The 22,743-nt window shown below is 70.7% G+C and carries 27 protein-coding genes (1 of these 27 only partly in view); 19 read left to right on the top strand and 8 right to left on the bottom strand.

From position 1 onward, the window contains the following. Both prfB and C3K08_RS00870 read left to right on the top strand, forming a co-directional pair. The gene (prfB, locus tag C3K08_RS00875) for a peptide chain release factor 2 (protein WP_104989628.1) occupies positions 1-592 on the top strand; it begins 504 nt to the left of the window's first position. Within the gene, positions 1-592 belong to an annotated coding region that runs on past the window's edge; the region does not span the whole gene. 91 nt (positions 593-683) lie between these two features. Further along, complete coding sequence (locus C3K08_RS00870; protein WP_104989627.1) at positions 684-1,652, top strand: serine/threonine-protein kinase; 969 nt, start codon at positions 684-686, stop codon at positions 1,650-1,652. A gap of 15 nt (positions 1,653-1,667) precedes the next feature. Here the strand turns inward: C3K08_RS00870 and C3K08_RS00865 are convergent, their stop codons facing one another. Beyond that, complete coding sequence (locus C3K08_RS00865; protein WP_104989626.1) at positions 1,668-2,174, bottom strand: DinB family protein; 507 nt, start codon at positions 2,172-2,174, stop codon at positions 1,668-1,670. Positions 2,175-2,313: 139 nt separating this feature from the next. Here C3K08_RS00865 and rpsF point away from each other — a divergent pair, with 139 nt between their 5' ends. From rpsF to C3K08_RS00825, 8 genes are all read left to right on the top strand, one after another. Beyond that, the gene (gene rpsF / locus C3K08_RS00860; RefSeq protein WP_104989625.1) at positions 2,314-2,622 is read left to right on the top strand and encodes a 30S ribosomal protein S6; all 309 of its coding nucleotides are present in this window, start codon (positions 2,314-2,316) and stop codon (positions 2,620-2,622) included. 132 nt (positions 2,623-2,754) lie between these two features. Continuing rightward, complete coding sequence (locus C3K08_RS00855; protein ID WP_104989624.1) at positions 2,755-3,669, top strand: single-stranded DNA-binding protein; 915 nt, start codon at positions 2,755-2,757, stop codon at positions 3,667-3,669. A 126-nt stretch (positions 3,670-3,795) separates the two neighbouring features. Continuing rightward, positions 3,796-4,071 carry a 30S ribosomal protein S18 gene (rpsR, locus tag C3K08_RS00850; protein ID WP_104989623.1) on the top strand — a complete coding sequence of 92 codons (276 nt, stop codon included), beginning with the start codon at positions 3,796-3,798 and terminating at the stop codon, positions 4,069-4,071. 16 nt (positions 4,072-4,087) lie between these two features. Then, entirely contained in the window at positions 4,088-4,528 is a 441-nt protein-coding gene (gene rplI, locus C3K08_RS00845) for a 50S ribosomal protein L9 (RefSeq protein ID WP_104989622.1), read from the top strand. Between the two features lie 155 nt (positions 4,529-4,683). Further along, positions 4,684-5,418, top strand: coding sequence for a dienelactone hydrolase family protein (locus tag C3K08_RS00840; RefSeq protein WP_104989621.1), 735 nt, complete (start codon positions 4,684-4,686; stop codon positions 5,416-5,418). Positions 5,419-5,507: 89 nt separating this feature from the next. Further along, a complete protein-coding gene (locus C3K08_RS00835) occupies positions 5,508-7,064 on the top strand; it encodes an AMP-binding protein (RefSeq protein ID WP_104989620.1) in 1,557 nt (518 codons plus the stop codon). 235 nt (positions 7,065-7,299) lie between these two features. Further along, complete coding sequence (gene rny, locus C3K08_RS00830; protein ID WP_104989619.1) at positions 7,300-8,988, top strand: ribonuclease Y; 1,689 nt, start codon at positions 7,300-7,302, stop codon at positions 8,986-8,988. Positions 8,989-9,163: 175 nt separating this feature from the next. Beyond that, a complete protein-coding gene (locus tag C3K08_RS00825; protein WP_104989618.1) occupies positions 9,164-10,021 on the top strand; it encodes a sulfurtransferase in 858 nt (285 codons plus the stop codon). A 10-nt stretch (positions 10,022-10,031) separates the two neighbouring features. On the opposite strand, the gene C3K08_RS00820 is transcribed toward C3K08_RS00825, so the two are convergent. Continuing rightward, on the bottom strand, positions 10,032-10,529 hold the full coding sequence (locus C3K08_RS00820; protein ID WP_104989617.1) for a DUF3105 domain-containing protein: 498 nt from the start codon (positions 10,527-10,529) through the stop codon (positions 10,032-10,034). Positions 10,530-10,601: 72 nt separating this feature from the next. Here C3K08_RS00820 and C3K08_RS00815 point away from each other — a divergent pair, with 72 nt between their 5' ends. The 4 genes from C3K08_RS00815 (at position 10,602) to C3K08_RS00800 (ending at position 13,434) form a co-directional block, all read left to right on the top strand. Beyond that, the gene (locus C3K08_RS00815; RefSeq protein WP_104989616.1) at positions 10,602-11,204 is read left to right on the top strand and encodes a 3'-5' exonuclease; all 603 of its coding nucleotides are present in this window, start codon (positions 10,602-10,604) and stop codon (positions 11,202-11,204) included. Between the two features lie 101 nt (positions 11,205-11,305). Beyond that, on the top strand, positions 11,306-11,785 hold the full coding sequence (locus tag C3K08_RS00810; RefSeq protein WP_104989615.1) for a universal stress protein: 480 nt from the start codon (positions 11,306-11,308) through the stop codon (positions 11,783-11,785). After that, on the top strand, positions 11,782-12,696 hold the full coding sequence (locus C3K08_RS00805; protein ID WP_104989614.1) for an L-lactate dehydrogenase: 915 nt from the start codon (positions 11,782-11,784) through the stop codon (positions 12,694-12,696). Before C3K08_RS00810 ends, C3K08_RS00805 begins: the two co-directional genes overlap by 4 nt. Beyond that, positions 12,697-13,434 (top strand): alpha/beta fold hydrolase, encoded by a 738-nt coding sequence (locus C3K08_RS00800; RefSeq protein WP_104989613.1) that lies wholly within the window; start codon positions 12,697-12,699, stop codon positions 13,432-13,434. A gap of 26 nt (positions 13,435-13,460) precedes the next feature. On the opposite strand, the gene C3K08_RS00795 is transcribed toward C3K08_RS00800, so the two are convergent. The 4 genes from C3K08_RS00795 to C3K08_RS00780 form a co-directional block, all read right to left on the bottom strand. Then, the gene (locus C3K08_RS00795; protein WP_104989612.1) at positions 13,461-14,483 is read right to left on the bottom strand and encodes an LptA/OstA family protein; all 1,023 of its coding nucleotides are present in this window, start codon (positions 14,481-14,483) and stop codon (positions 13,461-13,463) included. A 13-nt stretch (positions 14,484-14,496) separates the two neighbouring features. Then, complete coding sequence (locus tag C3K08_RS00790) at positions 14,497-15,381, bottom strand: LptA/OstA family protein (protein ID WP_104989611.1); 885 nt, start codon at positions 15,379-15,381, stop codon at positions 14,497-14,499. 26 nt (positions 15,382-15,407) lie between these two features. Beyond that, positions 15,408-15,992, bottom strand: a complete 585-nt coding sequence (locus C3K08_RS00785; protein ID WP_104989610.1) for a hypothetical protein — start codon at positions 15,990-15,992, stop codon at positions 15,408-15,410. Between the two features lie 65 nt (positions 15,993-16,057). Next, entirely contained in the window at positions 16,058-16,849 is a 792-nt protein-coding gene (locus C3K08_RS00780; protein ID WP_104989609.1) for an AIM24 family protein, read from the bottom strand. Between the two features lie 256 nt (positions 16,850-17,105). Between C3K08_RS00780 and C3K08_RS00775 the strand changes: the two genes are divergently transcribed. The 3 genes from C3K08_RS00775 to C3K08_RS00765 are packed head-to-tail and all read left to right on the top strand — an operon-like array spanning position 17,106 to position 19,619. Then, a complete protein-coding gene (locus tag C3K08_RS00775) occupies positions 17,106-17,870 on the top strand; it encodes a TatD family hydrolase (protein WP_104989608.1) in 765 nt (254 codons plus the stop codon). A 49-nt stretch (positions 17,871-17,919) separates the two neighbouring features. After that, positions 17,920-19,080, top strand: coding sequence for an acyl-CoA dehydrogenase family protein (locus C3K08_RS00770; RefSeq protein ID WP_104989607.1), 1,161 nt, complete (start codon positions 17,920-17,922; stop codon positions 19,078-19,080). Beyond that, the gene (locus C3K08_RS00765) at positions 19,077-19,619 is read left to right on the top strand and encodes an MOSC domain-containing protein (protein ID WP_104989606.1); all 543 of its coding nucleotides are present in this window, start codon (positions 19,077-19,079) and stop codon (positions 19,617-19,619) included. The genes C3K08_RS00770 and C3K08_RS00765 overlap by 4 nt, the downstream gene beginning before the upstream one ends. Before the next feature lie 16 nt (positions 19,620-19,635). Here the strand turns inward: C3K08_RS00765 and C3K08_RS00760 are convergent, their stop codons facing one another. After that, positions 19,636-20,148: a GNAT family N-acetyltransferase gene (locus tag C3K08_RS00760; protein WP_104989605.1), complete on the bottom strand. Its 513-nt coding sequence runs from the start codon at positions 20,146-20,148 to the stop codon at positions 19,636-19,638. A 39-nt stretch (positions 20,149-20,187) separates the two neighbouring features. Beyond that, positions 20,188-21,102: a magnesium transporter CorA family protein gene (locus C3K08_RS00755; RefSeq protein WP_104989604.1), complete on the bottom strand. Its 915-nt coding sequence runs from the start codon at positions 21,100-21,102 to the stop codon at positions 20,188-20,190. 70 nt (positions 21,103-21,172) lie between these two features. Here C3K08_RS00755 and C3K08_RS00750 point away from each other — a divergent pair, with 70 nt between their 5' ends. After that, a complete protein-coding gene (locus C3K08_RS00750; RefSeq protein ID WP_104989603.1) occupies positions 21,173-21,526 on the top strand; it encodes a CrcB family protein in 354 nt (117 codons plus the stop codon). Continuing rightward, on the top strand, positions 21,523-22,734 hold the full coding sequence (gene xseA, locus C3K08_RS00745; RefSeq protein ID WP_104989602.1) for an exodeoxyribonuclease VII large subunit: 1,212 nt from the start codon (positions 21,523-21,525) through the stop codon (positions 22,732-22,734). Before C3K08_RS00750 ends, xseA begins: the two co-directional genes overlap by 4 nt. Positions 22,735-22,743: the final 9 nt, after the last annotated feature.

Here is a 22,743-nt window from a genome sequence, read left to right as displayed (position 1 = left end):
CATCCGGGGCGAGAAGGCCTTCGGGATGATGGCCCCCGAGCACGGGGTGCACCGCCTCGTGCGGGTCTCCCCCTTTGACGCGAACAACCGCCGCCAGACCAGCTTCGCGTCGGTGGACGTGGTGCCGGAAGTGCCGGAGGAAGAGATCGACATCCACATCCCCGACTCCGACCTGCGGCGCGACGTGTTCCGCTCGCAGGGCGCAGGCGGGCAGGGCGTGAACACCACCGACTCGGCGGTGCGTCTGACCCACCTTCCAACCGGGATCGCGGTGGCCTCGCAGCAGACGCGCTCGCAGATCAAGAACCACGAGATCGCCCTGCAGATCCTCAAGCAGCGCCTCTACGACATCGAGATGCGCAAGCGCGAGGAGGAGGAAGCCAAGGCGAGGGGTGAGCAGAAGAAGATCGAGTGGGGATCGCAGATTCGCTCGTACGTCCTCGACAAGCAGTACATCAAGGACCACCGCACCGGCCTGATGAAGCACAACCCCGATGACGTCCTCGACGGCGACCTTGACGACCTGATGTGGGCGGGGCTGGAATGGATGGCGGGCAAACGTGCCGCTGACGACGCCGGGGACGATGAATAATTCCTGGCCGGATTTCGACAGATTGCGGTGACAGGGCCGCTCTAGACTGGGGACACTGTAGGGGAACTTACGGGTCCCCTCCTTCTTTGCCATGACACTCCAGCCCTCCTCCTCCTCCGACCGAACCCCTCCGGGCTACCGCCTCCTGCAAGTGCTGGGGCGGGGGCAGACCTCGCTCGTGCACTTGGCGCAGGACCCGCAGGGGCGGGAAGTGGCGCTCAAGGTGCCGCTGGAGGGCACGCTGCGGCAGCAGGAGGCGGCCGAACGCTTCGGCAACGAGGTGCGGCTGACCCTGCAATTCCGGCACCCCCACGTGATTCGTGGGTACGCGGGCAGTCCATTCGGAGCGCGGGCCTACCTCGCCCTGCACCACTACCCGGAGGGCACGCTGGCGGACGCGCTGGCCGGGCACGCGCGGGCGGCGCGGCCAGTCCAGACGCCGCTGCGCCTGCTCGCGGACCTCGCCTCCGGGCTGTCTTACCTGCACGGGCTGGGCGTGGTCCATCAGGACGTGAAGCCGCAGAATGTCTATCTCGACGGGGGGCGGGCGGCGCTGGGAGACCTGGGGAGTGCGTACTACACGGCGCAGGGCGGGTGCGCCAGCGGCAGCCCCTTCTATATGGCTCCCGAGATTTACCGGGGCGACCCCAGCAGTCCAGCAAGCGACGTGTACAGCCTGGGCATCCTCGCCTATGAGGTGCTGACGGGCGCCCGGCCTTTCCAGGGCGAGACCTATGAAGACCTGATGGCCGGGCACCTCAACCGCTTCGCGCCGCCCCTCTCGGCCCACTGTCCAGAGCTGCCCCGACCCGTGGCCCGGCTGTTCGAGCTGGCCCTCGCCAAGCGGTCCGGCGATCGGCCCACAGCGGAGGCGCTGCGCCGCGCTTTGCTGACGGCTCTTGGGGAGGACCTCGAAGAACCCGACACGCCTGCAACCGACGCCCCCGCCCCACGTGCCATCGGACGGCACGCGCCGATCGAGACTGCCCTGCCCCCCACGCCGGAGACGGCCGCAGCCGGGAGCGGGAGTCGCTGGAATCCCTTCAGACGCCGGAAATAAAGGCGGCGAACCCACTCAGGCGGGGTGGCCCAGCGCCTTCACCATCTGCCGAATCGCCCCGAGGTGGTAGGCGACGTGGGCGATGGCGCCCGCCAGTCCGCCGGTCGCGTCCCCGGTGGCGGGGAGGTCTGCCTGCGTGCGGGCGAACGCCACCAGGTCGTCGTAGGCTTGCCGCACACGCGCCCGGAGGTCGACCCACTCCTGGGAGCTGACCTCCGCAGGGTGAAAGCTGCCTTTCCAGTCGAAGGGGCCACGGTCCCCATCGCGCTCCCAGCGCACGACGACCTCCATGTGCAGGGCCGTGTGCCGCGCCTGCCCCGCGACGGACGTGCCGTTCACCTCCCGGCTGGCCTCCGCCGCGCCGAGGCGGGTCAGGGTCGCCAGCAGGCCGTGGTTGTCCTCACCGTCTGCCCCCGTCCCGTCCAGAAACGCCGTGCCCTGCCCCGGCTCGCCGCCCTCGACCGCTTCCCGCAGGATGTCGAGCAGGCCTTCTATCCAGTTCTGTCCCGCGTCGTCGCTCATGCCCCAGCGTACGGTCTGACGCCAGCGGGGGCCTGCGCCGGGTGGCTCTGGCAGCCCGCCAGCCACTCTGCTACAGTAGCCAGTTGCGCCGCCCGGCGAGGCTTGACCCTGCCACGCGCGGCCGAAAGAGAGGTGAACCATGAACCAGTACGACCTGAACCTGATCCTGAACCCCAACATCAGCGCCGAGCAGGTGCAAATCGAGAAGGACTACATCGAGAACACCCTGCGCAGCAACGGGGCCGAGATCACGAACCTCGACGACCTCGGCAACCGCCGACTCGCCTACGCCGTGAACAAGGACCGCGAGGGCTACTACCTGATGTACACCATCCGGGCTACGGGCAACCCCGAGCAGACCATCGCCGCGCCCCTGCGCCTGCGCGACAACGTGCGCCGTATCCTGGTGGTCAAGGACCGCCCGGAGTGGAAGACCAAGAAGGCCTGATTACGTTATTGACGTAATGGGGTCGGAGTTGCTATGCTCTGGTCAACCCGCGAGGGCCAAATCCGCCAGCCAGCCAGAAGTTCCAGTACGCGTACTTTTTTGTACCCCGCCAGCAAGTAAGGAGACCCAGTTATGGCCCGAGGCATGAACCACGTCTTTTTGATCGGTGCTCTCGCCCGCGATCCCGAACTCCGCTACACGCCCAACGGCACGGCGGTGTTTGAAGCGACCGTGGCCGGAGAAGACCACATCGTCGGCAACGACGGCCGCGAGCGCAAGCTCCCCTGGTACCACCGGGTCAGCATTCTGGGCAAGCCTGCCGAGTGGCAGGCCGAGCGCAACCTGAAGGGCGGCGACGCCGTGATGGTCGAGGGCAGCCTGGAGTACTCGTCCTGGGAAGCGCCGGAAGGTGGCAAGCGCAGCATGGTGCGCGTCAAGGCCCTGCGCATGGAGCAACTGGGCTACGCGCCCGAACTCGTGCAGGATGCCGGAGGCGGCGTACGCATGGGCAGCGGCATGAACGAAGTGGTGATGATCGGGAACGTGACCCGCGATCCCGAACTGCGCTACACCCCCGCCGGAGACGCGGTGCTTGGACTCGGCCTCGCCGTGAACGAGAGCTGGCAGGACCGTCAGGGGCAGAAGCAGGAAAAGACCCACTGGATTGACGTGACGTTGTGGCGCGACCTCGCCGAGAGCATGAAGGACCTGAAAAAGGGCGATCCCGTCCTGGTGCAGGGCCGACTGGTGAACGAGGCGTGGACCGATCGCGACGGCAACAAGCGCAACTCCACCAAAGTAGAGGCGACGCGAGTCGAAGCCCTTTCCCGAGGCGCGGGCGTTCCCGGCAGTCCCGCAGCCACCTCCGCCGCGCCCCGCACGCAGACCGCGGGCAGTGCGGCGCGCCCCCAGCAGAGCAGCGGTTACGGCGCGAGCCGGGCCAGTGCTCCCGCGCGGGCGGCGAACACGGGGACCCGTTCGGGGGGCTTGGATATTGATCAAGGTCTCGACGATTTCCCGCCGGAAGAAGAAGACCTGCCGTTCTGAGCACGCTGGCGCGTGCGTCTAAGGGTCAACACGTCCAAGCGTCTAAATCCAGGAAGCTGGCCCTCTTGGGCGCCTCGACTCTTAGACCACTGCACAGCGCCCAGACCGCAGTTTTAGAGGAACCCCATGACCCAAGGAAACAACGCCGAGCGCAAGCCGCGCGGCAAGGGACCCAAGCGTCCCCGCAAGCCCAAGGTTGATCCCTTCTCCATCGGAGAACTGGAAATCACCGATTACAAGGACGTGAAGATGCTTCGCCGGTTCGTCTCGGACACCGGCAAGATCCTTCCCCGCCGCCGCACCGGACTCTCGGCCAAGCACCAGCGCCGCATCTCGCAGACGATCAAGATCGCCCGCCAGCTCGCGCTGCTGCCCTACACCGAGAAGCTGGTCCGGAAGTAAAGGACGGGTGACGAGCATGCAAGTGATCCTTCTGGAACCCGGCCGTCTCGGCCAGACCGGCGACGTGGTGACGGTCAAGCCCGGCTACGCCCGCAACTTCCTGATTCCGCGCGGCATGGCGACCCCCGCCAACGCCGCCAACATGAAGACCCTGGAAGCCCAGCTCCGCTCGCGCAAGAAGCAGCAGGAGAAGGAAAAGGCCCAGGCCGAGGACCTCGCCAGCCGCCTGAACGGCGTGGCCGTGGAACTCAGCGTCCGCGCGGGCGAGGGCAAGATCTACGGCGCCGTGACCCACAGCAACGTGGCCGACGCCCTCGACCAGCTCGGCTTCGACGTGGACCGCCGCCGGATCGAGATGCCCAAGACCGTCAAGGAGATCGGCGAGTACGACATCGTCTACCGCGCCCACCCCGAGGTCAGCATCCCGATGAAGCTCGTGGTACACGCGCAGAAGTAAGCGCGAACCCGTGCAGCAGGCCCCAGCTCCGGCTGGGGTTTTTTTGTGGGGCAGAAGCATGAACCCCTGCGCCGCGGCGCCTGACCCTTCACTTTGCACGTCCGCTGACACCCCTCACGCGCACGGGCGAGTACGGTGGGCGTGGAGGTTTCCCCATGCTCAAGCACACGCTGATGCTGGCCGCCCTCGCCCTCTCGACCGCCGCGCTGGGGCAGGCGGTGCGGGGAACAGACGTGAACGTGACGAGCAGCGGACGGGCGTACAAGAGTTACCTCGCCGCGCCCGCCTCGGCGACCCCCAAGCCCGCCGTGATCCTGCTGCACTCCTTCCGCGGGCTGGAGCAGGGCTACCGCGACCTTGTCGACGAGATGGCGGCGGCGGGCTTCGTGACGCTCGCGCTGGGCTGGCAGACCTTCGAGCCGGAACCCAGCGACGCGACCGTCGGGGCGCTCGTGGAAGACGGGCTGAGGTACCTGGGCACCCGGCGCGACGTGAACATCAACGCCGTCGGGCTGACGGGCTTCTGCGCGGGTGGGCGCTACACCATGTTGCTGCTTCCGCAGATCAAGGCGTTCAAGGCGGGCGTGGCGTGGTACGGCTTCCCCGACCAGGGCGGTACGGCCGCCAAACCACAACCGCCCACGGCTTTTATCAATCAGCTCAGCGCACCCCTGCTGATCATCCACGGAACGCGGGACCAGCCCAGTCCAGTCGCCTCCATCTACGCCTACGCGGGACGGCTGGACGCGGCCAACAAGCCCTTCAAGCTCAGCGTGTATCAGGGAGAGCCGCACAGCTTCCTGCTGCAGGGCGGCCGGATCGCGGACACCTTCGCCAGCCGGGACGCCCGGCGCGACATGCTGAACTACTTCCGCGAGCACCTGCGCTAGGGGCGTCCCCCAGGGCATCACGTCGCCGGGGCCGGAGACTGGGCTTACAGTGGGAGTACCCACAACCCAGATTCCCCCGGAGGTGCCCCATGAAGACGCCCCTGACGCCGCTGGACCTCGTTCGGCGTGGCCTGAAGACCTACCCGCAGGAGATCGCGGTCACCCAGCCGGACGGCCGCAGCTTCACCTACCGCGAGTGGGGCAAACGCATCTACCGCCTCGCGCGGGCGGTGGCGGGGGCGGTCCCGCCCCGGGCGCGGGTCGCGGTGCTCTCGCCCAACACGCACGAGGGCCTGCTGACCTACGCCGGGGTGCCCTGGGCGGGCCGCGTGCTGGTGCCGCTGAACACCCGGCTGGTGCCCGAGGAATACGCCTTTCAGCTGCGGCACGCGGGGGTCTCGCTGGTGCTGGCGGACGTGACCCTGGCCCCCAAGGTGGAGGCCACCTGCCGCGAGCTGGGCATCGCGCTGTGGACGATGGGCCGGGGGAGCGACTTCGCCGAGCGGCTGGAGGCGCAGGACGGGTCTCCCCTGCCCTACCAGCTGGACGATGAGGACGAGATCATCACGGTCAACTACACCTCGGGCACGACGAGCAGCCCCAAGGGCGTGATGCTGACCCACCGCAACGCCCTGCTGAACGCGGTGGGCGTGCTGTACGCGCTGCACTTCGACTCGGACAGCGTGTACCTGCACACCCTGCCGGACTTCCACGCCAACGGGTGGGGCGGGGTGTGGGCACCCTTCGGGGTGGGGACCACCCACGTGACCCTTCCGGCGGTGCGCGGGGACGCGATCCACGACGCGGTTCACACCTACGGGGTAACGCACCTCGCGGCGGCCCCCACCGTGCTGAGCCTGATCACCGACCCGGCGACCGCCCGCCCCACCCCCCGCCGGGTCCGGGTGGCGACGGCGGGCAGCCCGCCCCACGCCCGCACGATCGCGGACATGAGCGCCCTGGGGTTCGAGGTCCTGCAGGTCTACGGCCTGACCGAGACCAGCCCGCTGATCACGGTGGCCGAACTCTCGGAGGCGCAGCGGGCGCTGCCGGTGCCCGACCGGGCGGCCCTGACGGCCAAGCAGGGCTTCGAGATGCCGCTGGCCGGGGAGGTCGAGGTGATGGCCCCGGAGCTGACCCCGGTGCCCGCCGACGGGGAGACGCTGGGCGAGATCATGGTGCGCGGCAATCTGGTGATGGCGGGGTACCTCGACAACCCGGAAGCGACCGCCAAGGCGCTGGAGGGCGGCTGGTTCCACACCGGGGACGTGGCCGTGCGGCACCCCGACGGACGCATCGAGATCCGCGACCGCAACAAGGACGTGATCATCTCGGGCGGCGAGAACATCAGCTCGGTGGAGGTCGAGGGGGTGCTGTACGCCCACCCCGCCGTGCGCGAGGCGGTGGTGGTCGCCCACCCCGACCCCAAGTGGGGGGAGGTGCCCTGCGCCTTTATCGCCCTGCACGACGGCGCGAGCGTGACCCCGGAGGAACTCACCGCGCACGTGCGCGAGCACCTCGCCGGGTACAAGGTGCCCCGGCACTACCAGTTCAGAGACGACCTGCCCAAGACCGCCAGCGGCAAGTTCCAGAAGTTCCTGCTGCGCCGGGAGCTGTGGGCGGGGCTGGACCGCGCGGTGAACTGACGGCCCCGGTCAGGCCGGGTACCCCGTCCCTCCGCCTTCGCCGGGCAGGGGCGGGGAGCTTGTGCCGCCGCCGGATGCCTCCCCCGTGAAGGCGGGAGCCGGGAGTTAGACTGCCAGGGTGGGGGCCGGGCACGGCCCCTCACGGTTCACTGTTTTGGGGCACACTCCCGGGCGGCCTGGAGTGCGCCTCTGGCCAACATCAAGCACAGTCAGGCAGCACAGTAAAGGAGCCACCATGACCATTCTGTACGTCATCCTGGCGCTCCTGGGAGGGTTGGCCGGTGGGTTTCTCACCGGGCAGACGCGGGGGCGCCGGGAGCTGGCGGAGCGCGACGACCGGCTGGAACGCGAGGCCCGCGCCGAGGCCGAGCGACTCCTGACCCAGGCCGAGGCCGAGGCCCGGCACCTGCGCGCGCAGGCCGAGCAGACCCGGCTGGACGCGGCCCGCCGCCTTCAGGACGCCGAGGACCGCGAGCGGCAGGCTGCCGCTACCCTGGACGCCGGGCGCGAGGAACTCCAGGCCCTGCGCGCCCAGGTCGAGGCCCAGCGCGAGCGGGCGCTGGGAGACGCCGCCCGCGAGCGCGAGTCGCTGAACGCCGACCGCCAGGAAACCCGCCGCGAGCGCGAGGAACTCAAGCGCGAGATCGAGCGCCTCAACCGCCGCGCCGAACAGCTCGACGCGCGGGGCGAACGCCTCGACGCGCTGGAGGAGCGGCTGGAAGCGCAACTGCGGGCGCTGGGCGAGCAGGAGCAGGCCCTGGGAGACCGCGCCCGCCAGATCGACCTGCGGCTGTACGAGGTCGCGGGCCTCTCGCCGGAAGCCGCCCGCGAGCAGATTCTCGCGCAGCTCGACGCCGAGCTGGAGGAGGAAAAGGCCATCCGGGTCAAGGCGATGGAGGCCCGCGCCAGTGCCGAGGCCAAACGCACCGCCCGCAGCGTGATCGCGCAGGCGATTCAGCGCTCGGCCTCCGAGACGAGCGCGCAGCTCAGCGTGTCGGTGGTGCCCATCCCCAACGACGCGATGAAGGGCCGCCTGATCGGGCGCGAGGGCCGCAACATCCGCGCCTTCGAGGCGCTGACGGGGGTGGACCTGATCATCGACGACACGCCCGAAGCGGTAATTCTCAGCTCCTTCAACCCGGTGCGGCGCGAGGTCGCTCGGCACGTCCTCGAAGCCCTCGTCGCGGACGGGCGTATCCACCCCACCCGCATTGAGGAGATGGTCACGCGGGCGCAGGACGAGATGAAGACCTTCATGCACGCCCAGGGCGAGGAGGCCGCCATCGAAGCCGGGGTGGTGGGCCTCAAGCCGGGGCTGGTGCAGTTGCTGGGGCGGATGTACTTCCGCACGAGCTACGGCCAGAACGTCCTGAAGCACTCGGTGCAGGTCGCGCACCTCACCGGGATCATGGCGGACGAACTGGGCCTGGACGCGGGGCTGGCCCGCCGCGCCGGGCTGATGCACGACGTGGGCAAGAGCATCGACCGCGAGATCGAGGGCACCCACGTCGAGATCGGCATCAACCTCGCCAAGCGCTTCGGGGAACCGGCCGAAGTGATTGACGCGATCGCCCACCACCACGACCCGGAGAACGGCGAGACGCTGTACTCGGTGCTCGTCGCCGCCGCCGATGCGATCAGCGCCGCCCGCCCCGGTGCCCGCCGCGAGGAACTCGAAGCCTATGTGCGGCGGCTGGAGCAGCTCGAACAGATCGCGGTCGCCTTTCCCGGCGTGCAGCAGGCCTACGCGATCCAGGCGGGCCGCGAGGTGCGCGTGATCGTGCAGCCCGAGCAGGTCACCGACGCCGGGGCCACCCTGCTCGCCCGCGAGATCGCCGGACGGGTCGAGCAGGACATGGAATACCCCGGCCAGGTGCAGGTGACGGTCATTCGGGAAAGCCGGGCGACGGGAGTGGCGCGGTAGGACCGCCGAACGATGAAGCCCTCTCCCCAGGGAGCGGGCTTTTTTGATGGAGCTGAGCGGCTCCTCATCCCGCCCGCGAGGCTTGACGGATACTGCATACAGCGCTACCTTGTGCTTGTCACCGCCCGAAGAGGCGGCTTTTTTATTGCCCTACCCTGCGGTGTAGCCTGCGGCCATGACCCCCTCACCGCTGAAGACCGCCGCGTGGCTGTTGCAACACCTGGACGACCCCCGTCTGCGCGTCCTTGACTGCCGTTACGCCCTGACCGATCCCCTGGTCGGGCGCATCGCCTATCTGGAAGGCCACGTGCCCGGCGCGGTCTACGCCGATCTGGAGACGGACCTCAGCGGCCCGGTGCGCCCGGACGGGGCGGGGGGACGGCACCCGCTGCCGGAGCCGGAGACGCTGGCGGGGTGGCTGGGGGGCGTGGGCATCGGCAATGACAGCGTGGTCGTGGCCTACGACGATCCGGGCACCGGGCAGGGCTTTTACGCCACCCGCGCGTGGTGGCTGTTGCGCTGGCTGGGGCACCGCGAGGTCTACGTGCTGGACGGCGGCTGGCCCGCCTACCTCGCGGCGGGGGGCGAGGCGAGCACGGCGGAGCCGGAGCACGCACCCACCACCTTTACCCCGGACGTGCGGTGGGAGATGGTCGCCACCGCCGAGGACGTGGCGAACCGGGAGCCGGGCACCCTCTTGATCGACGCCCGCGCTCCCGCCCGCTACCGGGGTGAGGTCGAGCCGCTGGACCGCAAGGCGGGGCATATCCCCGGCGCCGTGAACCGCGAGTGGGCCGGGGCGCTCGACGAGCACGGGCGCTGGCGGGACGCGGCGGCGCAGGCCGCGCGGCTGGGTGCGGGCAGCATTCCCACCGTCACCTACTGCGGCAGCGGCGTGAGCGCCACCCCCAACCTGCTCGCGCGGGAGCTGGCGGGCGTGCCGCTGGGACCGGACAACCGCCTCTACGCCGGGTCGTGGAGCGACTGGGTGAGCGACGACGGGCGGCCGGTGGCGACGGGCGAGGAGGGCTGAACCCGCCCCCTTACTGAGTGCCCCCGTACCCCCCCGAGCAGGCCGCGCCGCGTTCAGGAGCGGTCGCGCCCTGCTCGTACTTGTCGAGGAAGGTCCCCAGGCGCTCGTCGTCGGCGCTGTCCACCGCAAGCTGGGCATTCCAGGCGCTCAGGACGACCGGGCTGGACAGGCCCTCGTAGGGGCTGAGCAGGGTGTAGGGCCGCCCGTCGACCAGTTCCTTAAGGGCCGCCACCTCCGACGCGGGGAGGTCGGGGCGGTAGGTCACCCACACCGCGCCGTGTTCGAGGCTATGAACGGCGTACTCGTTGTAGAGGGGCTGGTCGTAGACGCCGCAGTTCTGCCACATGGCGTTGTGGGCGCCGCCCGCCGGGGGCGTCTCGGCGTAGACCAGCGAGCCGGTGCGGTGGTCGCCGCCCTTGTAGTCGAAGGTCTGGACGCCTTCCAGGGAGCTGCCCGAGCAGGCGACGAGCAGGAGGGGCAGGGCGAGGGGAATCAGGAGACGCTTCACCCCCCCAGGGTAACGGCCGAGGGTGAAGGCTTGTGTACCCCGCCGCTCACCCCGCCCGTGGCAGGCTGGAGCATGGCCGCGCCCCCCTCCTCCCCCGCCCCCGACCCGCCGCCGCGCCTGGCAGGGCTGACCCAGCCTATCGTCTTTCTCGACACCGAGACGGGCGGACGCGACCCCCGGCGCCACCCACTGCTGACGGTCGGGCTGGTCACCCTGACCCCGGCGGGCGAGGTCACCCGGCCCCTGCACCTGCGGGTGCGCCACGATACCTACGACGTGGAGGAGGAGGCGATGGCGGTCAACGGCATCGACCTGATCGCCCATCATGCGGCAGCGCAGCCCCCGGAGGCCGTCGCCGACGCCATCCGCGCCTACGCCGCCGAGGTCGGCCGGGTGATGCTGGGCGGGCACAACTTCGCCTTCGACCTGGGCTTCCTGCGCCCGCTGCTGCCGGACCTCGGCAGCGTGTTCCGGCGCGGGCAGGTGGACACCAAAGTCACGGCGCAGTTCCTGATTCATGCCGGGCTGCTGCCGCGCAAGGTGGGCACGGCGCTCGACGATCTCGCGGCGCACTTCGGCATCGGGTACCACGCCCACGATGCCCTGGAAGACGCCCGCGCCACCGCCGAGGTCTACGCCGCCCTCCTGCGGCTGGTGCGGCCCCCGTCGGACTAGCCCCACCCGTGGGCACCCCACCCCGCAACCTGGAGTCGACAGGACTTTATCCCACCTTCACAAAGTGGTCGCGTGCTGGGGGGCGGGTGTAGCGTCGAACCATGACCGAGCCTGTTTTCTCGCCGAGTGACGCGGGTGGCCAGCCCTTCTCACGCGTGCTGATCGGCACCGACTTCTCGGCGGCGGCCGATCACGCCCTCGCGGTGGCGCGGCTGCGCTTTCCGGGAGCGCTGCGGCGGCTGGTGCATGTGACCGACGCCCGCGTGACCGCCACCCCCGACCTGATGGGCGGCGTGACCCCGGCGGCACTGGACCCCACGCTGCTGCAGACGCTGGAGAGCGCGGACGGCGAACGCCTGAAGACCCTCGCCGCCCCCGACGAGGAGACCGAACTGCTCGTGGGCGACCCGGTGACGGGCATCCTCGACGCCGCCGAGCGCTGGGGAGCCGACCTGATCCTGGTGGGCACCCACTCGCGCGGAGCGCTGGAACACTTCTTCCTGGGAAGCAGCGCCGAGAAGCTGGTCGCCCGCAGCCCGGTGCCGGTGCTCACCGTGCGCGTGCCGGGGGGGACCCGGTGAAGGTCGGGGTCGTCGGCTCGGGGCTGGTGGGGGCCACCGCCGCCTACGCCCTGACCCTGCGCGGCTCGTGCAGTGACCTCGTGCTCGTCGACCGCGACGAGGCCCGCGCCCAGGCCGAGGCGCAGGACATCGCCCACGCCGCGCCCATCAGCCACGGCACCCGCGTGAGCAGCGGGGGGTACGCGGCCCTCTCGGGCTGCCGGGTCGTGGTCGTCGCGGCCGGAGCCAACCAGCAGCCCGGTGAGACCCGCCTCGACCTGCTGGAGAAGAACGCCGCCATCTTCCGCGACGTGATTCCGCAGGTGTCCCAGCACGCCCCCGACGCCGTGCTGCTCATCGCCACCAACCCGGTGGACATCCTGACCGACCTCGCCGGGCGGCTCGCGCCGAACCAGCCGGTGCTGGGGTCGGGCACGGTGCTGGACTCGGCCCGCTTTCGCCACCTCATCGCGGAGCGGGCGGGGGTGGACGCCACCCATGTCCACGGCTACGTGCTGGGCGAACACGGCGACAGCGAGGTGCTGGCCTGGAGCACGGCGGCGGTGGCGGGGTTGCCCGTGGCGGACTTCATGCGCTCGCGTGGGCTGCCCTGGACGCCGGAGGTGCAGGAGGAGGTCGACACGGGCACCCGCGACGCCGCCGCCGCGATCATCGGCGGAAAGCGGGCGACCTACTACGGCATCGGGGCCGCGCTCGCCCGCATCGCGGAGGCCATTCTGGACGACCGCCGCGCGGTCCTGACCGTCAGCGCCCCCACCCCCGAGTACGGCGTGAGCCTCAGCCTGCCGCGCATCGTGGGGGCGCGGGGGGTGGAGGCCACCCTGACCCCGGTCCTGACCCCCCAAGAACGCGAAGGACTGGAGGCCAGCGCCCGAGTGCTGCGTCGGGGCGGGGAGAAGGTGCTGGGGTAGGTGGCCTCTGGGCTGCGGGAGCAGGGAGGGGGTGAACCCGCCCTCGTCCTCCTCTCCGGCCTGGGTGACCCCGCCGCGTGGTGGTGGACGGTCCCGGCGCCGGAGGAAGCGCGGCCACACTGGCGAGGACTGGAGGGCGACCCCCGGCCCGGCATTGCCCCCGCCCTCGCGGAATGGACGCGGGTCGTGACCTATGACCGGGCGGGCGTAGGCAGCCGCCCCCTTCCGGCCCACCCTCACACCTGGGCCGACGTGTATACGGAGCTGGACGGCGTACTGGACAGCCTCCAGTCCCCGCATCTGCCCATCCTGGTGGGCCACTCGCTTGGTGGGATGATCGCTTCCACCTACGCCCGGCGGCGACCGGGGCGTGTGGGCGGCCTCGTGCTGCTGGACCCGACTCCACCGCCCCTCACCGCTCCACCGCCCACGCTCCTGCCGGAGCCGCTCGCGCTGACCCCGTTCGGGCCGGAGGAGGTGGCACCGGGGGCGCTGGGGAACCTTCCCCTGCTGCTGATCGCGCCGGATCGTCCCACCACGCCCGCCGAGGCACCGGGGCGCACCCAGGAGCAACTGGACGCCCGCTTTCACACCCGCCGCGCCCGGCATCTGGAGTGGCTCACCCTGTCGGGCCGCAGCCGGGCGGTGTGGGTGGACCACCCCGGCCACTACGTACATCTGGAGCAGCCGGAAGTTGTGGTGGGGGCGATTCGGGCGTTCTGGAGGGAACTGGCGTAAAAAAGCCCCCACTCGGGGGCTGGGGGTCAGGGCGTTCGGGGCGCTGTCGTGGGGGCGGAGGTTTCCTCGCCGTCCTGAAACTCCCCGGTGATGGTGCCGCCCTCCGGGGCGCGGGCCACCACCTCGTTGCGTTCGAGGTCGTACAGGAGTTCCCCGGCCCGCAGCACGTCCCCGCGCAGGGTGCTCTCGGCGGGCTGCTCGGCGGTGCCGATCAGGCGGGCGAGGTTGGCCTCGTCGTCGTACTCCACGCGGGCGGCGCGGCTCACGCGGCCGTCGGGGCTGTTCAGGACCACCGCGCCGATCAGCACGGTCTTCTCGGTGTCCACCTCGACCTCGATACGCTTGCTCTGGCCGGTCAGGGGGCCGTCGTCGCCGGGGCGGGTGAAGGTGATCGGGCCGTCGATGCGGGCGATGCCGTCTGTCTCGTCGTAGACGAGCTTCTGGCCCTTGAGCTCGGTGCGGCCCTGGGTGACAAGCACGGTGTCGGGCGCGGGCTTGGGCGCGGTCTCCACCCCGCAGCGGCTGAGGCGGTCGGTCCTGCCCTCTGGCACCTCGTCCAGAAAACGGGCGGTTCCGGCGCTGGCCTCCACCCGGCCGTCGCTCCCCTCCCCCTCAGCGGCGGGGCGCTGGGTGACCAGGGCGAAGGGCACGCGAATCACGTTCTGGTCGATGGTGATCTGCACCCCGCCCGGCCCCGTCTCGGAAAAGACCGCGACATTGGGCGACCCTTCCGGTTCATCGTCGAGCGGACTGCAAATCACGAAGACCCCGCTGGTGTCGTCGGTCCCCGTCCGCACGATGCGGATGCGCCGCTCCTGCCCGTCGTCGCCCCGCCGCACGAGTTCCAGGCTGGACGTCTCGGCCCCCGGCTCAGCGGGCGCGGCGTCCTGTGGCTCGGTGGTTTCGGGCGGCTGTGCCGGTGCCTGGGGCTCGGCGGGCGGGCTCTGCGTGGGCGGCGCGGCGGGAGGCGTCTCCTGCGCGAGGGACGCGGCCGGGAAGGCCGCCCCCAGCAGCAGGGTCAGCGTCAGCAGCAGGGGGCGGCGGGTCACGGCAGAGGCTCCTTTACTCGCCGCGCAGCTTGAACTGCTCGGTGGGAATCTTGTAGGCGGTGTTCAGCGCCCGCACGCGGCCGAGGTCGGTGCGCTGCTCCAGGGCGCCGCTGGCCGGAGCGCGGACGGTCACCTTGGTCTTGGAATCGGTGCTGACCGCGTTGCCGACGACGTACGCGACGTTCTTCTTGTCGTCGTAGTACACGGCGTTGCCGGTGGTGGTCAGGGTGCCCTGCACCAGCCGCACCCCGCCGCGCACGTACAGCGTCTTCTCGGCGGTGCGGGCGCGGACCTCCTGCCCGGTCATGGTGAGTTCCTTCTGGTTGCCCTTGGCGGCGCGGGTCAGGGTGGGGCTGCCGGTGAGCTGGGCGAGTTCGCGGTCCTCGTCGAAGACCAGCTTGTCGGCCTTCCCGCTCTGGATGCCGTTCTTGAGGGTCACGTTCCCGGTCGAGGTCGAGACGTTGTTGTCCACGTCGAGGCTCATCTGCCCGGCGGTGATCGTCACGGTGTCGCCATTCGACTTGTCGTCGGGGACGAAGGTCGCCCGCGCGTTGCCGCTCATCACACCCTGGCCGCTGGCCTCGCTGTAGGCTAGCCGGTCCCCCTTGGCGGTCAGGCGGCCCCGGCTCACGGTGATGTCGTCGCTGAAGTTGGCGGTGCGCTTGCCCTTGGCGTTGGTGAGGGGGGTTCCGGCGGGGGCGGCCAGGGTGGCCTGCTTCGCCTGGATTTGCAGGCTGCTGACGGTCGCCTTGACCGGGCTGCCGGTGAAGGTCAGCGGCCCGTTGCGCAGGTCGCCGCGCGGCGCTCCCTGGATGTTGATGATGCGCTTCTCGGCGGCGGTCTGCGCGAGCACGGGCGTAACGGCGAGGGCCAGAATCAGGGCAGTGCGTTTCTTCATGTGGGTTCTCCTTTTCAGGGCAAGGGTCACAGCGGCACGCGCTGGCCGTTCTCACAGGTTTCGGTGGGGTCAAGGTCACCACTGAAGTCGGCGACCCCCGCTTCCAGAATTTCGAAGTTGAAGCTCATGCGGAGCTGCGGAATCCGGGCTTTCATCTGCGGCGAATCCACCTCCGCGACCGGGGCGCTGAACCCCGACCCCTGCTCCACGCGCACGGGCTGCTCGCGGGTGCCGCGCAGGTCGATCTCGGCACACTGCTGCACCAGGGTGACCTGGGCCTGACGGGTGAGCAGGTTGTCCTGCGCGTCGATGGTGAGGTCCGGGGCGTCCAGCGTGGCGTCGAGCACCGCTTTCCCGCCGCCCGCCGGGGTCAACCAGCGCCCACCGTCCGCGAGGCCGGTCAGCCGCGTCTCTCCGCGCAGGGGGTCACTGACCACCCGCTCGGCGGAAAAGCGCCACACCGCCCCCGGATCGCGGGCCGGGTAGAGGCGGAGCTGCACCCCACTCAGCCGGGCGCCCGTCTCTGGTCCCGCTCCCGCAGACGGCATCCGCGAGAACACCAGCGCGAACACCGCCAGCGCGATCAGCGCGTACACCCCGGTTCTCAGCACGCGGGCACTTTAGCGCCCCCCCCTCATGAGAGTGGTGGCATTCCCCTGACGGGGGTGAGGAACGCTCAGCCGGGCAGCACGGACGGCAGCGCCGGGCGGTGCAGCGGCAGCGTGGGCGCGAGCCAGACCCGCCCGGTGCCCCGGTACGCCTGCACGAAGCCCTCGCCCGTGCGTCCGCTGCCCATCAGGCCCCGGCTGCTGCGCTCCACGCTGAAGGTCAGGCCGCCCGTGTACGCCAGCACGAGGTTGCCGTCCACCTTCAGGGTCTCGTTCCGGAGGTCGAGCACCTGGAACTCGGCGGGCGGCACCGGGCTTTGCAGGGCGAAGAGGCCCCGACCCGAGAGCTTGGGCTGCACCCGGCCCTCACCGCTGCCCATCGCCGCCGCCAGCCCCGCGTTGACATGCCGCCCCACGGTGATGTCGCCCGCGCAGGCGACGAAGGCGCCGTCATCCACGATCAGGTCCTCGCCCGTCAGTTCGTCCAGCAGGAAATGCAGGGAGGTGGGCTCGGTGTAGATCACGCCCGAACCCCGGTAGGCCGTCTTGTAGAGGCCTTCGCCGCTCGCCGCTGCCGTCACCGCCCCGCGCAGGAACCCGCCCAAGCCGCCGCCCCCGCTGCGGGTCGCCTCCATCTCGATCTCGCCGCGCAGGTATTGCAGCGCCCCCGGCTCCAGGGTGACTGTCCCCGACCCGTCGGTGTGGATCGCCAGTTGCCGCGAGCGGGCCGGGCGGTTGACCGGCTCCAGGTAGCCCTCCAGCGGCGGGTAGGCGGGCCGCGCCTCGTACTCCACGACCTGAAGTTTCAGGCCAGCGGCGGTGCGTTCCTCGGTGACTTCGGGAAAGAGGCGGTAGTCCATAGGTCAGGGTACGGCGTGGTGGGTGGGGAGGTTCCGGTGGGCTGAGGTCTGTGGCAGTCCTTCGGAGAAGGGCGAGCTTCGCCCGCCACCCCCCTCCCCAGCCCTCTGCAAGCAGCTCTGCGAGTCCCCCACAAGGAGGGAGGGGGAAAAAAGCCCGTCTGTACCGCTGATATCCTCTTGCACATCAAGCGTCCAGGGAAGCAAAGGGAGAATTCCTATTTCCGCCCACTCCCCACAACCCACTACCCTCTTCCCCATGTTCGACACCCACTGCCACCTCGACTACCTCGACGACCCGGCCTCGGCGCGGGGGGAACTCGGCCTGACCGGGATGGTCTGCATCGGCGCGGGGCCGCAGCACGCGCGAAAAGCCGTAGCGCTCGCTGAACAGTTCCCCGACGTGTGGGCGACGGTGGGTCTGCACCCGACGAGTACAGAGGACGACTCGCCCGACGCCCGCACCGACCTCGAAGCCCTCGCCCTGCACCCCCGCGTGGTGGGCATCGGGGAGAGTGGACTGGACGACTACTGGGACGAGACGCGGCGGGCCGAGCAACTGTCCGCCTTCGAGTGGCAACTCGACCTCGCGGCGCGGGTGGGCAAGCCGCTGGTGATTCACGTACGGGACAAGGCCGGGCAGGACTCGGCTCACCGGGGCGTGATGGAGGTGCTGTCGGCGTGGCCGCACGTGCCCGTCATCCTGCACTGCTTTTCGGGGTACGCGGGGCTGCTCGCGTTCGGGCTGGAGCGCGGCGCGTATTTCGGCTTCGCGGGGAACACGACCTACAAGAACGCCCGCGAGATTCAGGAGGCCGCCCGCGCGGTGCCCCTGGACCACCTGCTGCTGGAGACCGACGCCCCCTTTCTCGCCCCGGTCCCCAAACGCGGCAAGCCCAACCGCCCCGGCTACGTGCGGCACACGCTGGAATTTGTCGCGGGCCTGCGCGGCCTGGACGCCGCCGAGCTGGAGCGCGTGACCGACGAGAACGCCCGCCGCATCTACCGCTTGCCCGGCGCGTAGACTCGCTCCGTTCCCCGCCCCACAACCCATTTCCCCACTGGAGCCCTCCATGATCGACGAATTTGCCGTCTCCGACCTCCTTTCCCCCGACGAGAAACTCATCCGCGAGAGCGTGCGCTCGTTCTGCGACGCCGAACTCATGCCGCACATTGCGGAGTGGTGGGACGCGGGCACCCTGCCCGTGCGTGACCTGATGCGCCAGTTCGGGCAGATGGGCCTGCTGGGGCCGACCACCCCGGAGGAGTACGGCGGCGCGGGCACGAGCTACAGCGCCTACGGCGCGATGATGTACGAGCTGGAGCGGGTGGACAGCGGCCTGAGAAGCGCGGCGAGCGTGCAGGGCAGCCTCGTCATGTTCCCGATTCACGCCTACGGCTCGGAGGAGCAGAAGCGGAAGTATCTGCCCGGCCTCGCTTCCGGCGAGCTGATCGGCTGCTTCGGCCTCACCGAACCCGACGGCGGCTCCGACCCCGGCGCGATGCGGACCCGTGCCCGGCGCGACGGGAACGAGTACGTCCTGAACGGCAGCAAGATGTGGATCACCAATTCCCCGGTGGCCGACCTCGGGGTGGTGTGGGCCAAGGACGAGGAGGGCATGGTGCGCGGTTTTGTCGTGCCCACCGACGCGCCGGGCTTCCACGCGCCGGAGATCAAGCGGAAGATGAGCCTGCGGGCCTCGGTGACGGGGGAAATCGTGCTGGAGGACTGCCGCGTTCCGGCGGGGAACCTGCTTCCCGGCTCGGGGGGCCTGAAGTCGCCGCTCTCGTGCCTGACCTCGGCCCGCTTCGGGATCGCGTGGGGGGCGATGGGGGCGCTGGAGGCGGTGCTCCAGACCGCGCTGGACTACACGGGCAGCCGCACGACCTTCGGCAAGCCCATCGCGGGGCGGCAGCTCGTGCAGGACAAGCTGGTCCGCATGGCGACCGACCACTCGGCGGGGCTGCTGCTGGCGTGGCGGCTGGGGCAGCTCAAGGACGCGGGCCGCATGAACTACGCGCAGGTGAGCTACGCCAAGCGCAACAACGTGCGGGTGGCCCTGACGGGCGCACGGCTGGCCCGCGAACTCCTGGGCGGCAACGGCATCACGACCGAGTATCCGGTGATCCGCCACATGCTCAACCTGGAGACGGTGGACACCTACGAGGGCACCCACGACATCCACACGCTGATCGTGGGGCGGCACCTGACGGGAGTGGGGGCGCTGGAGTGACCCCCAGGGTGGAGGCGGTCAGCCTCAGCCCGGTTCACGGCTTCAGCAAGGAGCCCCAGCCGGAGGTGCGGCTGCTCGCGGGCCTGGGGGTGGAGGGTGACGCCCACGCGGGCCGCACCGTCCAGCACCGCTCGCGGGTCGCGCAGGACCCGGACCAGCCCAACCTGCGGCAGGTCCACCTGATTCACGCCGAGCTGCTGGAGGAACTGGCCGGGCAGGGCTTCACGGTGCGGCCCGGCGACCTGGGCGAGAACGTGCTCACGCGCGGCCTGGACCTGCTGGGCCTCCCCACCGGCACCCGCCTGCACCTGGGCGGGGAGGCGGTGGTGGAGGTGACGGGCCTGCGGAACCCCTGCGGTCAGATCGACGCCTTCCAGCCGGGCCTGCTCGCAGCGGTGCTGGGGCGCGATGAGCATGGTGGGCTGGTCCGCAAGGCGGGAGTAATGGGAGTCGTGTTGACAGGGGGCGTGGTGCGGCCGGGTGACCCGGTGCGGGCAGAACTGCCGCCGGAACCTCACCGGCCATTGGAACGGGTGTAGGGCCGTCCGATAACGCTCAACGCAGGACGAGGACCAGGTGCTCCTCATCCACCGAGCGCCCCTCGACCCTCAGGGCGTCCCGCTCCAGCCCGAAGGTCTCGAATCCCAGCGAGAGGTAGAGCTGCCGGGCGGCGGTCTGTTCGGTGGTGACCGAGAGGGTCAGCCGGTCCAGGCCAGGGCACGCCCGTACCCGCTCAATCAGCCCCTCCATCAGGAGCCGTCCCGCGCCCTGCCCCCGCACTTCCGGCGCGACGTGCATGCCCCACACGCCGCCCCCGTGCCGCATCTTCAGGCGCTGCTGGCGGCCAAACCCCACCATGCCCCGGAGCTGCGGTCCCTGGAAGGCACCCAGAACGAAATTCTCGCTGGTCCCCGCCAGAAGCCGCCGGGCCTCGCTCTCCGGAGTCGTTTCCCGGTGTTCCTCGGCCGACATGCCGAACGCCAGGGGCGTCTGTTCGAGGGCCTCCAGGCGCAGGTGCCAGTAGGGGGCGGCGTCCTCCAGCCCCAGCGGGCGAATGTGAACTGTCACGTCCGGACTCTCGCACGGCCCGTCGCCCGACTCCCTGCCCTACCACCACCCCCGGCGCTTGAAGTAGGCGGCCAGCAGCGCCCCGATCAGGAGAAAGCTGCCCCAGGCCAGCGCGTAGCCCCAGGGCAGCGGCAGTTCCGGCATGTGCTCGAAGTTCATGCCCCACACCCCCGCCAGAAAGGTCAGCGGCAGAAAGACCACGCTGACGGCGGTCAGGGTCCGCATGACCTCGTTCATGCGCTGGCTTTGCAAGTTGAGGTGCAGGTCAAGCAGGCTGGTGAGGTTGTCGCGCAGGGTATCGAGGCGGCTGCCGGTGCGGGTAAAGGAGTCCTGCGCGTCGCGGTAGCGGACCAGGTCGGCGGGCGGGCCCTGGGCGTGCCGGGCGAGCAGGGCGGTCGCCTCGCGGGCGTCGGTGCTCAGGCGCCGGGCCTGGGCGATCAGGTGTTTGAGGTCAAACACGTCGGGCACCGGGTTGTGCCGCGCATCGGTAAAGACCCGTTCCTCCAGTTCGTCCACCCGCCGCTCGAGGCTGTCGGCCAGCACGAAGAAGGTCTCGGCCGTCTCGTCGAGCAGCTCGTAGCCGATCTCAGGCGCGGTGTTCACGCTCTCGCGGCCCGCCAGCGCCCACACCGCCTCCAGCGGCCCGGTGCCCGCGCTGCTGAGCGTGAGGACCGCCTGCGGGAACAGAAAGAGGCTGACCCGCTCGGTGAACTCGTCCGCCTCGGCGGGTCGGGCGAAGGACCGCACGGTGATGAACATGTGCTCGGGGTAGGCCTCGGCGCGGCTCCAGTGGCCTCGCTCCAGGGCGTCCTCCACGGCGAGGCGGTTGAGCGTGAAGGCTTCTCTCAACCGCGCGAGGTCCTCGGGGGTGGGGGCCTGCACGTCCACCCACACGTCCTGCGTCTGCCCGGCCCACTCCAGCGGCTCTCCCGTGAGGGTCTTGGCGCGAATCATCGGCTCCCAGGGTACGCGCCGCCGCCGGGGCCTCGCGTAGTCTGTCCCCGTGACAGGCTGGCTGTGGGTGATGGCGGGAGGCGCGGTGGGTGCGGCAGCGCGGCATGGGGCGGCACTGGCGCTCGCTCCCCTCGCGGGCCGGACCGGGTTCCCGGTCGCCGTGCTGGGGGTCAACGTGCTGGGGTCCTTTCTGCTGGGGCTGACCCTGGCGCAGGTGGGGCGCGGCGCGTGGCCCGACGCGGCCCGGCTGGCCTTCGGGACTGGCATGCTGGGGGCCTTCACCACCTTTTCCACCTTCAGCACGGACCTCGACGGGTTCCTGGGCCGGGGGGCGGGGGGCACGGCGGCGCTGTACGCGGGCCTCGGCGTGGGGCTGGGGCTGGGGGCGGCGGTGGCCGGGCGGCGGCTGGCGGGGCGGCTGTGACCGGGCGCCGCAAGAAGGGCGCGGCCCGCCCGCCCGAGCAGTTCCTCGACCTCGTGGACGTGCTGGGGTACGTCGAACAGGTCATCGCGCGGGGAGTACCGGGCGCGGTATGGGTGCGGGCGGAAATCGCTTCCCTGACCGACCGCCGGCACCTCTACCTCGACCTCGTGCAGCTCGACGGCGGCGCGGAGGTCGCCAAGTGCCGCGCGACCGTGTGGGCACGCGAACGCTTCGCGCTGGAGGGCAAGTTCCGCCGGGCGACGGGCGGGGGCCTGACGGCGGGCCTGAAAGTGCTGCTGTTTTGCACCGCCGAGTTCCACGCCCAGTACGGCTTTTCCCTCAACGTGCTGGACGTGGCCCCCGAGTTCACCGTGGGGGACGCGGCCCTGCGGCTGGATACCCTGCGCGAGACGCTGGTGCGCGAGGGCGTCTACAGCCTGAACCGCACCCTGCCCGCCCCCACCGACTTCGCGCGGGTCGCCGTGATCAGCCCCGAGGGGGCGGCGGGCCTGGGGGACTTCCGGCGCGAGGTGGACGCGCTGGGGGCGGCGGGCGTGCTGGACTTCGTGTATCTGGAGGCGACCTTTCAGGGGGCGGCCGCCCAGGGCAGCCTGACGGCGGCGATTGCCCAGGCGCAGGCCGCCCATGAGGAGGAGCCGCTCGACGCGCTCGTCGTGATTCGCGGGGGCGGGGCGGTGACGGACCTCGCGTGGCTGAACGACCTCGCGGTGGCGCGTGCCCTGGCGACCTTTCCGGCCCCGGTGATCACGGGCCTGGGCCACGCCCGCGACGACACCCTCCCCGACGAGGTGGCCCACACCCGCACCGACACGCCCAGCAAGGCCGCCGCACTGATCGTGCGGACCGTGGCCTCGGCCGCCGCGCAAGCCGGGGAGGACGCCCGCCGAATCCGGGCTTGCGCCCGCGACGCCCTCGCTGTCGCCGAAGCCGAGACGCGCCGCACGCACGACCGCCTGCTCTCGGCGGCCCGTCGCCAGGCCGACACCGCCCGATTGAACACCGACGCCCTGATGCGGCAGGCTTTGGGGCTGACGCCCGAGCGCACCCTGGCGCGGGGGTACGCGCTGGTCCGGGACGCGGCGGGGAGGCCCGTGACGCGGGCGGCGGGGGTAGGGCCGGGGGCGCGGCTGACGCTGGAGTTTGCGGATGGAACGGTGGGGGTGCGGACGGAGGGAGAAGCGGGGTAAAAAAGTCTT

It is taken from the genome of Deinococcus sp. NW-56, assembly GCF_002953415.1.
GTDB lineage: Bacteria > Deinococcota > Deinococci > Deinococcales > Deinococcaceae > Deinococcus.
The sequence above is the reverse complement of the archived record's forward strand: the minus strand, read 5'-3'. Positions and strand labels throughout refer to the sequence as shown.